This is a genomic window from Herbiconiux liukaitaii (genome assembly GCF_041927495.1).
Classification (GTDB): domain Bacteria; phylum Actinomycetota; class Actinomycetes; order Actinomycetales; family Microbacteriaceae; genus Herbiconiux; species Herbiconiux liukaitaii.
In genome coordinates this window covers 252201-264188 of record NZ_JBHFHG010000006.1, presented here as the reverse complement: position 1 = coordinate 264188, position 11988 = coordinate 252201, and the positions used below count along the sequence as shown (strand labels likewise).

The following is an 11988-nucleotide window of genomic DNA, read 5'->3' as shown; positions in this document are numbered from 1 at the left end:
GTCGTGCACCCCTAGTATTGAGCAACGCCCGCCCGGGAGCCTGTCGAGGGAGCCGCCGTTGAAGATCCAGAACGCCTTCACCCTCGGCCTCGTGGCCACACTCGGAGTCGGCGCAGGCCTACTGATCCTGGGGGCCGTGGCCTCTCTCGCCACCATCCTCACCTACATCGGCGTGGCCATCTTCATCGCCCTGGGGCTCGATCCGATCATCTCCTGGCTCGAGCGCAAGCGCTGGCCGCGGTGGCTCGCGATCGTCACCGTGCTCGTCGCGGTTCTGGGCGTGTTCACAGGCCTGGTCTTCGCTGTGGTGCCGATCATCGTGGAGCAGACCTCCCAGCTGGTCGATCTCTTCCCCACCCTCATCAATCAGCTGCTCGACCGGCAGTGGCGCACGAACCTCACCGAGCAGCTCGGCGGATTCATCGACGTCGAAGAGGTCTACAACGCCGTCATCACCTTCTTCAACGACGCGAGCAACGTCACGGCTCTCGCGGGCGGCGCGCTCCAGGTGGGCATCGGCATCGCGAGCGGCGTCTTCGGCGTCATCATCGTGCTCATCCTCACCCTGTACTTCACGGCCTCCCTGAACGGCATGAAGCGCGCGGTCTACCGTCTGGTGCCCGCCTCCAAGCGCGAGCGCTTCGCCGATCTCAGCGAGCAGGTCACCGGCGCGGTCGGTCGCTACGTGGTGGGGCAGATCACCCTCGCGCTCTGCAACGGCGTGCTGAGCTTCATCTTCCTGAGCATCATCCAGGCGCCGTTCTCGGCGGTGCTCGCCTTCCTCGCCGGCATGCTGTCGCTCATCCCACTCGTGGGCACCATCTCCGGCTCGACGATCATCGTGCTCGTCTGCCTCATCCCGGGTCTCGGCTCGCCCCTCACCGCGCTCGTGGCGGCGATCTACTACATCGTCTACATGCAGGTCGAGGCGTACCTGCTGAGCCCCAAGATCATGAACCGCGCCGTCGCGGTGCCCGGCTCGATCGTGGTGATCGCCGCTCTCGCGGGCGGCACCCTGCTGGGTGTGCTCGGCGCTCTCATCGCCATCCCGATCGCGGCGTCGTTCCTGCTCATCATCAAGCAGGTCGTCATCCCCATCCAGAACGAGCGCTGACGGGCCGCGAGCGCTCGGCCGGCCTGCCGGCCCCTTACGCCTCGTACGTGGTCGGCAGCGGGTAGGCCGGTGCGTTGACGCGCGCCACGATCTCGTCGAGCACCCGCCGCACCTGCTGCTCCCCCACCCAGAGGTGCTTGCCGCCCTCCACGGCCACGAGCTCGATGTCGGGAACCGAGGCGAAGCGCTCGCGGGCCTCCTCGGGTCGCAGGTAGTCGTCGAGCTCCGGCACGATCGCCACGAGGGTCTTGCCGTTGCCCGCCCACGCGGCCACCTCCTCGGCGCTCGCGCGGTGCAGCGGTGGCGAGAGCAGGATCGCGCCCTCGATGGGGTACTCGGCCGCGTACTTGAGCGCGAGCTCGGTGCCGAACGACCAGCCCACGATCCACGGGTTCGGCAGCCCCTGCTCGGCCACGAAGTCCATGGCGGCCTTCACGTCGAATCGCTCGGCCTCTCCCCCGTCGAAGGTGCCCTCGCTCGTGCCGCGGGGCGACTCCACGCCGCGCAGGTTGAACCGCAGCACGGCCAGGTCGGCGAGGGCGGGCAGCCGGGCGGCGGCCTTGCGCAGCACGTGCGAGTCCATGAAGCCGCCGTGGGTGGGCAGCGGATGCAGCGTCACGAGCGTGGCCACCGGGTCGCCGGAGAGCGGTGTGGCGAGCTCACCCACGAGGGTGAGGCCGTCGTCGGTGCGCAGCTCGATGTCCTCGCGCCGCGCGGGCAGCTCGGTGGAGCTGCGGATCTCGTGGGTCGTCATGGTGGTCAGGCTCCGATTCTCCAGCAGTGGGTGTGCCAGTGGCGGCGGGCGGCGAGGTCGCTCGCGTCGCCCATCACGCCGTCGGCGCGCCAGGTCACGAGGTGGGCGGTGCCCGGCGCGATCGGCACGCTGCAGCCGGGGCAGGCGTAGGCCTTCACGGCGCTCGCGGCCGAGACGGGCTGCACGTTCCAGGCACGGCCCTGCCGACTCTCGGTGCGCCGCCAGCCGGCCATGAGGTGCGAGAGGTCGCCCTCGTCGTCGTCGCCCGCGCCGCCGCCTGGGCGTCGGGGGCGGTTGCTGCGGGGCATCCCCTCAGTCTACGAGCGCCCGGGTGACGCCGAGCTGGGTGCTGCTCAGCTGGATGCCGCTCAGCTGGATGCCGCTCAGTGCGGATCGGAGCCGTCGGTCTGCTGCAGCCTCGACTCCTCCTGGTCGAGCATGAGCTGGGCGCGCACGAGGATGCGGGAGGAGTACTCGCCGCGCCCGCGCGCATCCAGCAGTGCCGCGCGCTCGGCCCTCAGCACCTCCAGCCGCAGCACCCGGTACTGGCGGTGCGGCTCGCTCTGGTCGTCGGCCGAGCGGGCGCGCTCCCAGGCCGACTCGCTGCGGAGCACCGCATCCGTGCGCACGCGCTCGACCACGATCTCGTCGACCTCCTCGCCGCCCGGCAGGCTCAGCGAGGGCGACTCGAGCACACGGAGCCCTGCCCCGCGCAGCTCGTCGACGAGGGTGGCGAACTCGGCGTGGTCGGCCGTCTCGTCGATGCCCTTGAGCTTCGTGGCCCTGATGATCCAGGGCAGCGTGCCGCCCTGCAGCACGAGGGTGACGATCGAGACCGTGAAGGCGATGAGGATGAGCTGGTTGCGGTAGGGCGTCGCCTCCGGCAGCGACTGGGCTGCGGCGACCGTGACGACGCCGCGCATGCCGGCCCAGGTGAGCACGAGCCCGCCCCGCCACCCCGTCTCCTCCTCGAGCGCGGCGTCGTCGGCCGCGGTGCGGGGCCCCGTGGCCGCGGCGTCGAGCCTCCTCTTCACCCTGGCGCGCTGGATGGCCAGGAGCGGGCCCACGAACGCGAAGCGGATGACGAACAGCGCCAGCGCGGCGAGCACTCCGAGCGCGATCGCCTCGGGCGCGTTGAGGTTGTCGGCGTCACTGCCGTCGACCGCGAGCAGGAAGATGTCCTTGAGCTCGAGCCCCATGAGCAGGAACACGCCGTTCTCGAGCAGGAACTGGATGGTGCGCCAGTTGAGCCGTTCACTGATGCGGGTCGACGCGGAGAAGTGCCTCGCCCCCATGTGGCCCGTGTAGAGCCCCGCCACCACCACGCTCAGCACGCCGGAGGCGCCGATGGCCTCGGCCGGGATGTAGGCGAGGAACGGGATCACGAACGAGATCGCGGTGGTCAGCACGGAGTCGTGCAGCCTCGCGCGGAAGAAGACCGTCACGAAGCCGATCACGAGACCCACGACGATGGCGAGCACCGAGGAGTAGGCGAAGTCGAGCACCACTCCCCCCACGCCTCCCAGCGCGATGCTGCCGGCGGAGGCGGCGATGGCGGTGCGCAGCAGCACGAGGGCCGAGGCGTCGTTCACGAGGCTCTCGCCCTCGAGCACGGCGATGAGCCGAGGCGGCAGGCCGAGCCGCTTGCCGATCGAGGTGGCGGCCACCGCATCCGTGGGGCTGATCACGGCACCGAGGGCGATGGCGGCCGCCAGGTTGAGGTCGGGCAGGATCGTGTACAGCAGCCAGCCCGTGACGAGGGCGCTCACGATCACGAGCAGCACCGAGAGCACCGAGATGGCGCCGACGTTCTTGCGGAAGTCGACGAGCGGCAGGTTGATGGCCGAGGAGTAGAGCAGCGGCGGCAGCACCCCCGCGAGAATGAGCTCGGACGGCACGTGCACGGGAGGCACACCCGGGATGATCGAGATCCCGATGCCGATGACGACCAGCACGATCGGCGTCGCGAGCCGCAGCTTCGGTGAGAAGGCCGAGACCCCGACGATGATGATCAGACAGATCACGGCGACGATCTCGAGCCTCATGCGCTCAGCCTAGTGAACGAGGTGGTGGCACCCGATCCGCTGGATCAGGTCAGTACCAGCCCTGGTTCTCCGAGGTCGCCCAGGCCTCGCACGGGGAGCTGTAGCGCCCCGCGATGTACTGGAGACCCCAGCCGATCTGCACGTGCGGGTCGGACTCCCAGCCCGGGCCCATCTTCTCGCCGGGCAGAGCCTGCGGGATGCCGTGAGCACCCGAGGAGGCGTTGTGCGCCGCGGGGTTCCAGCCGGACTCGCGGTTCCAGAGCGCCAGCAGGTAGTAGTACTCCTGCTCGTTCCAGCCGTAGCCGGCCATGGCCTGGTAGGCGATGTCCTGGATGCTGCCGGGGGCGGGAGGGCCCGGGGTCGGCACCACGTTCGAGGAGCACGAGCCGGAGGCTGCTGCTTCTCCACCGCCGATGCCGGTCGCGATCGGCGCCGCCACGGGCACGGGAGCGGGCGGAGGAGGGGGCGGGGCGGTGATCGTGTACGAGTCTCGCGTGACCGACTGGGAGGTGCCGCCCGCGATGTCGAGGGCCTGCGCCGACTCCGCCGCTGCGGAGATCTCGGGCGCGAACGACTCGGAGGCATTGGCCACGGCGCCGACCTTGGGGTCGACGGCGAAGAGCAGCATGAAGCCCACGGCCACCGAGAACGCGACCACCTGCAGACCGGTGCGCACGACGGGGTTGGTGGAGTTCTTGGTCATCGACATGGGATCAGTACCAGTGGTTCGCGTCGGAGTGGGCGAGAGCGGAGGCCGGGTCACCGTAGCGCCCCTGGATGTAGTTGAGACCCCAGGTGATCTGCGTGGCGGGGTTGGTGAGCCAGTCGGCGCCGGCCGACGACATCTTGTTGCCGGGGAGTGCCTGCGGGATGCCGTAGGCGCAGCTCGAGCTGTTGAGCGCGTTGACGCGCCAGCCGGACTCGCGGCTCCAGAGGGCGATGAGCGCGTCGAACTGCGCTCCCGTCCAGCCGCGCTCGGCGGCGAGGCCCGCGGCCACCGCCTGAGCGCCCGCCGGGTCGGCCACCGAGGCGTTGGGATCGGGGCAGCCCGACTCGGAGTCGCTCGCGGGCGTGGGGGTCTTGGTCTCGACGATCACGGGCTTCGGCGCCTCGGTGATCGAGTACGTGTCGCGGAACACCGTGGCCGCGAGCGAGCCGCTCACGTCGAGCTCCTGCACCGCGAGGTCGCTCTCGGCGAAGTCGCCTTCGAACGAGGCGGAGGCCGGAGCCGCGGCACCCACGTTCGGGGCCACGACCACCACGAAGGCGGAGGCGGCCACAGCGACGAGGCCGACCAGCTGAAGAGCGAGGCGGCCCGGCGTGGGGCGGTTTGCGGGGTGCTTTGACACGATTCCACCGATTTTAGCCCATCCGGCTGTCAACTCCCCAGGCAATCCGCCCGGATGGCCGTCGGGCGGGTGCTCAGCGCACGGCGAGCATGACGTCGACGACCGCATCGAGCACGGCGTCGACCTGCGCCTCGTCGTAGCCGCCGCGGCGCGAGCGGAACACGGCGGTGCGCACGTCGGCGGGCGTCACGTCGGCCCCCGAGCGGAAGTACTCCACGAGCGCCACGCAGAACGCGTCGACGTCCTTCACGTGGTAGCCCACCCGCAGGAAGCCCGCCTTGGTGAACCGCTGGCCGTCGGGGCGTTCGAGCCGCAGCACGATCTCTCCGGCGCGCTTGCGGGCATCCGCGTACCAGGCCTCGTCGCCCGCCTCCTGGTAGGCCCGGTCGCGCTCCCGCAGCGCGAAGGCGTCTTCGAGCCGCTCCAGCGCGGCGTCGACGGCGGGGGCGTAGTAGCCGCCCTTCTGCATCGTGAAGGCCGTGTGCCGCACCAAGTCGCTCGTGAGCACGAAGTTCTCATCCGCGGCGTCGCGCTCGTCGTAGGCCTGCCTCGCCTTGCGGAGGAAGTCGTCGACCTCGTTCACGTCGTAACCGAGAACGGAGCTGCGGGTGCGGGGGAAAGGTACGCTCACGGCTCTATTGTGCCAGCACCCAGAGAATGTACGCGGCGGCGGCCGAGGGGAGCATCGAGTCGAGCCTGTCGAGCAGACCGCCGTGGCCCGGCAGCCACGTGCTCATGTCCTTGACCCCGATGTCGCGCTTGAGGAGCGACTCGGAGAGATCGCCGACCGTGGCGGTGAACACGATGATCGCCGCGAACACGAGGCCGAACCACCAGGGCTGCCCGAGCATGAAGATGGCCAGCAGCACACCGCCGATGAGCGACACGATGGCCGCTCCGGCGAGGCCCTCCCACGTCTTCTTGGGGCTGATCTTGGGGGCCATCGGATGCTTGCCGAAGTTGAGCCCGGAGGCGTAGGCCCCGACATCCGTGAGCACCACGACCACGATGAAGGCGAGAACCCACCACTGCCCGCCGTCTTTCGAGAGCAGCAGCACCGAGGTGGAGGCGAGGAACGAGACGTAGACCTGCACGAACGTGCCGGCCCCGAGGTCGCGCAGCAGGCCGCGGTAGCCGGGGCGCGGTGAGGTCGCCACCCACGTCACGGCCCGCCACAGCGCCACGAAGAGCATGCCGCCGAGGGCGACGAGCCACTGGCCCTCCGCCCCCCAGTAGTAGGCGGCGGGCACCATGGCGACGCCCGCGATCACCGTGGGGATGCGCGGCACCCGGATGTCGGCGTGCTTGAGCGCCGAGGCGAGCTCGAGGGTGGCGAACGCGATCACCACGGCGGCGAGCACCATGAAGATCTCTTTGATCACCACGAGGCTCACCACCATGAGCAGGGCGAGCCCCACACCGATGGCGATGGCCGAGACGAGGTTGCGACCGCTGCGGGCGGTGATCTTCTCGTTGGCCTCGTCGAACTGCGACTTGCGGGCCTTCACCTGCGCCTGGATGTCGGCTCGGGTGAGCGGACGGGGACGCCGCGGAGGCACGCTCCGCGTGGGGTCGGGATCGCTCATGATGAGGCGGTCGAGGTCAGACCTCGAGCAGCTCCGCTTCTTTGCGCTTCAGGGCGTCGTCGATCGCGTCGACGTGGCTCTTGGTGACCTGCTCGAGCTCCTTCTCGCTGCGCGCCACCTCGTCGTCTCCGACCTCGCTCTTGAGCGCGTCGAGGTCGTCCTTGGCCTTGCGGCGGATGTTGCGCACGGCGACCTTGCCGTCTTCGGCCTTGGTGCGCACGAGCTTGACGTACTCCTTGCGGCGCTCCTCGGTGAGGGCGGGCAAGGTCACACGCACGAGGTTGCCGTCGTTCGTGGGGTTGGCGCCGAGGTTGGGCACATCGCGGATGGCCTGCTCGATGTCGCGCAGAGCGCTCTTGTCGTAGGGCGTGACGATGAGCGTGCGCGCCTCCTGGTTCTGCAGCGAGGCGAGCTGCTCCAGCGGTGTCGGGGTGCCGTAGTAGGGCACCATGATCTTCTGGAACATGGCGGGGTTCGCCCGGCCCGTGCGCACGGTGGCGAAGTCGTCTTTCGCGACCTCGACGGCCTTGTTCATGCGCGCGGTGGCGTCGGAGAGTACATCGGCGATCACGGGGAACTCCTTCAGTGGATCGGACGTGTCAAGTGTAGTCAGGCCGCAGCCTCAGTGGCTGTTGGCCACCAGGGTGCCGATGCGCTCGCCCCTGATCGCCTTCGCCACGTTGCCTGCCGGCTCCATGCCGAAGACGTGCATGGGCATGCCGTTGTCCATGCACAGGCTGAACGCGGTGGAGTCGACCACCTTGAGGCCCTGCACGAGCGCGTCGTTGTAGGTGAGGGTGTCGAGCTTCACGGCATCGGGCACCACGCGCGGATCGGCGGAGTACACGCCGTCGACGCCGTTCTTGGCCACGAGCACCTCGTCGGCGTGGATCTCGAGGGCGCGCTGCGCGGAGACCGTGTCGGTCGAGAAGTAGGGAAGGCCCGCTCCCGCACCGAAGATGACCACACGGCCCTTCTCGAGGTGCCTGATGGCGCGGCGCGGGATGTAGGGCTCGGCGACCTGCGTCATCGAGATGGCCGACTGCACGCGGGTCTCGGCGCCCGCCTGCTCGAGGAAGTCCTGAAGGGCGAGGGCGTTCATGACGGTGCCCAGCATGCCCATGTAGTCGGCGCGCCCGCGGTCCATGCCGCGGAGCGACAGCTCGGCGCCGCGGAAGAAGTTGCCGCCGCCCACCACGATCGCGACCTCCACGTCCTGCGCCGCCTCGGCGATCTCACGGGCGAGCCCGGAGACGACGTCGGGGTTGACCCCGAGCGAACCACCGCCGAACGCTTCACCGGAGAGTTTGAGTAGTACCCTGCGCTTCGTTTCCGGCTCTGACATCCGTCACGTGTCCTCTCGTCGATCCCTCGTTCAGGCTACAGAGAAAACGGGCCCGAGTCTGACGACCCGAGCCCGTTTCCGAAGGTGTTCTGGTTACGCGCCGACCTTGAAGCGGGCGAAGCCGGTCACCTGGATGCCGGCATCCGCCAGCACCTTGGCGACGGAGAGCTTGTTGTCCTTCGCGTAGTCCTGCTCGAGCAGGGCGACCTGCTTGAAGAAGGCCGTCACGCGACCCTCGACGATCTTGGGCAGAGCCGCTTCGGGCTTGCCCTCGTTCTTCGAGATCTCGGTGACGATGGCGCGCTCCTTCTCGACGGCGTCGGTGGGGACGTCGTCGCGAGAGAGGTACTGCGGGTCGGCGAACGAGATGTGCTGCGCAATGGAGCGAGCGGTCTCGGCGTCGGAACCGGTGTAGGCCACGACCACGCCGACCTGCGGGGGCAGGTCCTTCGAGGTCTTGTGCAGGTAGACCTCGAACGAGTCGCCGGTGAGGCGGGTGAGACGACGGAGCTCGATCTTCTCGCCCAGGATGGCGGCCTCGTCGTTGATGACGTCGGCGACGGTCTTGCCGCCGGCGGGGGCGGCGAGCGCCTCCTCGACGGTGGTGGCACCCGCGGCGAACGACGCCTCGAGCACGACGTCGGCGAGGGCGATGAACTTGTCGCCCTTGGCCACGAAGTCGGTCTCGCAGGCGAGCTCGATGAGGGTCGCAGCGCCGTCGCCCTGCTTGGCGGCGACGAGGCCCTCGCTCGTGGAGCGGTCGGCACGCTTCGCGTTGCCCTTCGCACCCTTGAGGCGGAGGATCTCGACGGCCTTCTCCATGTCGCCATCGGCCTCGACGAGGGCGTTCTTGGTGTCGACCATTCCGGTGCCGAGCTGCTCGCGCAGCGCCTTCACGTCGGCCAGGCTGATATTTGCCATGTTGCTACAGACTCCTTGAGATTGATTCCTGTGCCCGCTCTGCACCTGCAGAGGGGCGGATCGGGCCGGGCGACTCGCGCCGCCCGGCCGTCTCGACTACTCGGCGGCGGGGGTCTTCTCGGCGTCGGTGGCCTCGGCCTCGATCTTCGCCTCGGTCTCGGCGTCCGACTCGACGTGGTGCTCGACCACGAGCGACTCGTCGGTGATCTCGGCGAGGTCGGCCTGCGCTGCGGCGTCGGCGTCGTTCTCCTCGACGGGGACCTCGGCGGCGACGACCTCGGCAACGGCCTCGGTGTCAGCGGTGCCCGAGACGAGGCCGTCGACGGCCTCGATCTTCTCGTCTTCGGCGGCGGGGGTCTCGGAGGCCTGGAGCAGCTCGCGCTCCCACTCGGCCAGCGGCTCGGCCGGGGCGTCGCCCTCGGTCGGCTTCTGGTGGCGCTGGATGAGGCCCTCGGCGGCGGCGTCGGCCACGATGCGGGTGAGCAGGGCGACGGAGCGGATGGCGTCGTCGTTGCCCGGGATCGGGTAGGTGACCTCGTCGGGGTCGCAGTTGGTGTCGAGGATACCGATCACGGGGATGCCGAGCTTCTTGGCCTCGTCGATCGCGAGGTGCTCCTTCTTGGTGTCCACGACCCACAGCGCGCTGGGCGTCTTGGTGAGGTTGCGGATTCCGCCGAGCGACTTGTGCAGCTTGTCGAGCTCGCGCTTCTTGATAAGGAGCTCCTTCTTCGTGAAGCCGCTCTTCGCGGTGTCCTCGAAGTCGAGCTCTTCCAGCTCCTTCATGCGCGCGAGGCGCTTGGAGACGGTCTGGAAGTTGGTGAGGAGGCCACCGAGCCAGCGCTGGTTGACGTAGGGCTGGCCCACGCGGGTCGCCTGCTCGGCGATGGACTCCTGCGCCTGCTTCTTGGTGCCGACGAAGAGCACGGTGCCGCCGTGGGCGACCGTCTCCTTGACGAAGTCGTAGGCCTTGTCGATGTAGCCGAGCGACTGCTGCAGGTCGATGATGTAGATGCCGGAACGCTCGGTGAAGATGAAGCGCTTCATCTTCGGGTTCCAACGGCGGGTCTGGTGCCCGAAGTGCACGCCGCTGTCGAGCAGCTGGCGGATGGTGACGACGGCCATGGCCGTTCTCCTGTTCTCGGCGCGCGGATGCGCACGCCATTCTCGGTTTCTCTTCGCGACGGTGGCCGCGAATCCTGGTGCCCGGCGCGCATCCGACCCGTTCTTGCGAAGGGACCGATTGAATGCGGACTGCCGATTGGGCACGCGTAGTCACCCCGACATGCGGGGTGCTCCGAGAATCATACCATTCAGCGGCGCGACGACGGGGCTGAGCCGGAGGCGGTGGCCGCAGCCGACTTGTTCCTGCCGCGCTCGACCTTGAGGTCGTCCATGCTCTCGAGCGAGCGGCCCTTGGTCTCGGGCACCGCGAAGAACACGAACACGAAGCTCAGCAGGGCGAAGAACGTGTAGAGGCCGTAGGTGAAGGCGAGCGAGAAGCTCGAGAGCGCCGGGAAGGTCTCGGTGATGGCGAAGTTCGTGAGCCACTGCGCGGCCGCTGCCACACCGAGCGCCTTGCCGCGGATGCGGTTGGGGAAGATCTCACCGAGCAGCACCCAGACGATCGGGCCCCAGGTGGCCCCGAAGAACACCACGAAGAGGTTGGCGCCCACGAGGGCGAGCGGACCCCACGCGCCCGGCAGCTGCGGGGCGCCGTCGACGAGCACCGACTGCGAGAACGCCACGGCCATGAGGCCGAGCGAGACCACCATGCCGGCGGAGCCCGTGAGCAGCAGGGGGCGGCGACCGATCTTGTCGACGAAGAAGATGGCCACGAAGGTCACGGCCACGTTGATGATGCTCGTCACGACGGAGATGGTGAACGACGTGCCGCTGTTGGTGGTGTCGAAGCCCACCGAGCTCCAGAGGCTCGTGGAGTAGTAGAAGATCACGTTGATGCCCACGAGCTGCTGGAACATCGAGAGCAGGATGCCGACCCAGACCACCGGGAGCAGACCGAAGAGCTTGCCGCGCAGGCTCGCGGTGCGGGCGTTCTCCTTGTCCTCGCGGAGCGAGCGCTCGATGTCCTCGAGGGCCGGGTCGACCTCGGCGGCGGGGGTCACGCTCGCGAGCACGGCCCGCGCGTCGTCGCGACGGTTCTTGCCCACGAGGTAGCGCGGGGATTCCGGCAGTCGCCAGGCGAGCAGCCCGTAGATGATGGCGGGGATGGCGCAGACGATGAACATCCAGCGCCAGGCGTCCTGCCCGAACCAGAGCGGCTCGTTGGCGCCGCCGGCCGCCCCCTGCAGGAGGGTGTCGGAGAGCAGGGCGGCGAAGATGCCGAGCGTGATGGCCAGCTGCTGCAGGCTCGCGAGGGCACCGCGCACGGCCTTCGGGGCGATCTCCGCGATGTAGGCGGGGGCGATCACGCTCGCGATGCCGATGCCGAGACCGCCGATGACGCGCCACAGGATCAGGTCCCAGACCGCGAAGGCGAAACCCGATCCGATCGACGAGATGAGGAAGAGGCCCGCACCGATGAGCATCACCGGGATGCGGCCGATGCGGTCGGCGATGCGCCCCGCGAAGTAGGCGCCGATCGCGCAGCCCAAGAGGGCGCAGGCCACCACGAAGCCCGAGAGCAGGGGCAGGTCGCCGAGGGCGAAGTCCTCGTCGATGGCCTTGACCGCGCCGTTGATGACCGAGGAGTCGAAGCCGAAGAGGAAGCCGCCGAGGGCCGCCGCCACCGAGAGGGCGATGACCTTCCGCCGCAGCTTGCCGGTGATCGCGTGGTCTGCTGCTGAGGTGCTGCTCTTCTCGGCCATGTCCGTGCTCCCTAGTGCGGGGCCGGTAGGTTGCTGCCCGGTGGCACCC

Annotated in this window: 13 protein-coding genes; 1 reads left to right on the top strand and 12 read right to left on the bottom strand. The window is 69.1% G+C overall.

Annotated elements, in window-relative coordinates:
* Positions 1–58 precede the first annotated feature (58 nt).
* The gene (locus ACEXQC_RS13670; RefSeq protein WP_374823237.1) at positions 59–1114 is read left to right on the top strand and encodes an AI-2E family transporter; all 1056 of its coding nucleotides are present in this window, start codon (positions 59–61) and stop codon (positions 1112–1114) included.
* A 34-nt stretch (positions 1115–1148) separates the two neighbouring features.
* On the opposite strand, the gene ACEXQC_RS13665 is transcribed toward ACEXQC_RS13670, so the two are convergent.
* The 12 genes from ACEXQC_RS13665 to ACEXQC_RS13610 form a co-directional block, all read right to left on the bottom strand.
* Positions 1149–1868: an alpha/beta hydrolase gene (locus ACEXQC_RS13665; RefSeq protein WP_374823234.1), complete on the bottom strand. Its 720-nt coding sequence runs from the start codon at positions 1866–1868 to the stop codon at positions 1149–1151.
* A 5-nt stretch (positions 1869–1873) separates the two neighbouring features.
* A complete protein-coding gene (locus tag ACEXQC_RS13660) occupies positions 1874–2176 on the bottom strand; it encodes an Rv1322 family protein (RefSeq protein ID WP_374823230.1) in 303 nt (100 codons plus the stop codon).
* A gap of 75 nt (positions 2177–2251) precedes the next feature.
* Positions 2252–3913: a cation:proton antiporter gene (locus ACEXQC_RS13655; protein ID WP_374823227.1), complete on the bottom strand. Its 1662-nt coding sequence runs from the start codon at positions 3911–3913 to the stop codon at positions 2252–2254.
* Between the two features lie 49 nt (positions 3914–3962).
* Positions 3963–4622, bottom strand: a complete 660-nt coding sequence (locus tag ACEXQC_RS13650; protein WP_374823225.1) for an aggregation-promoting factor C-terminal-like domain-containing protein — start codon at positions 4620–4622, stop codon at positions 3963–3965.
* Positions 4623–4626: 4 nt separating this feature from the next.
* The gene (locus ACEXQC_RS13645) at positions 4627–5262 is read right to left on the bottom strand and encodes an aggregation-promoting factor C-terminal-like domain-containing protein (protein WP_374823222.1); all 636 of its coding nucleotides are present in this window, start codon (positions 5260–5262) and stop codon (positions 4627–4629) included.
* A gap of 73 nt (positions 5263–5335) precedes the next feature.
* Positions 5336–5893: a DivIVA domain-containing protein gene (locus ACEXQC_RS13640; RefSeq protein ID WP_374823219.1), complete on the bottom strand. Its 558-nt coding sequence runs from the start codon at positions 5891–5893 to the stop codon at positions 5336–5338.
* A 4-nt stretch (positions 5894–5897) separates the two neighbouring features.
* Positions 5898–6848 (bottom strand): phosphatidate cytidylyltransferase, encoded by a 951-nt coding sequence (locus ACEXQC_RS13635; RefSeq protein WP_374823216.1) that lies wholly within the window; start codon positions 6846–6848, stop codon positions 5898–5900.
* A 16-nt stretch (positions 6849–6864) separates the two neighbouring features.
* Positions 6865–7419, bottom strand: a complete 555-nt coding sequence (gene frr / locus ACEXQC_RS13630; protein ID WP_374823213.1) for a ribosome recycling factor — start codon at positions 7417–7419, stop codon at positions 6865–6867.
* A gap of 51 nt (positions 7420–7470) precedes the next feature.
* Positions 7471–8193, bottom strand: coding sequence for a UMP kinase (gene pyrH / locus ACEXQC_RS13625; RefSeq protein WP_374823210.1), 723 nt, complete (start codon positions 8191–8193; stop codon positions 7471–7473).
* 93 nt (positions 8194–8286) lie between these two features.
* Entirely contained in the window at positions 8287–9114 is an 828-nt protein-coding gene (gene tsf, locus ACEXQC_RS13620; protein ID WP_374823207.1) for a translation elongation factor Ts, read from the bottom strand.
* A gap of 96 nt (positions 9115–9210) precedes the next feature.
* Positions 9211–10236 carry a 30S ribosomal protein S2 gene (gene rpsB, locus ACEXQC_RS13615; protein ID WP_374823203.1) on the bottom strand — a complete coding sequence of 342 codons (1026 nt, stop codon included), beginning with the start codon at positions 10234–10236 and terminating at the stop codon, positions 9211–9213.
* A gap of 188 nt (positions 10237–10424) precedes the next feature.
* Positions 10425–11939, bottom strand: coding sequence for a sugar porter family MFS transporter (locus ACEXQC_RS13610; protein WP_374823200.1), 1515 nt, complete (start codon positions 11937–11939; stop codon positions 10425–10427).
* Positions 11940–11988: the final 49 nt, after the last annotated feature.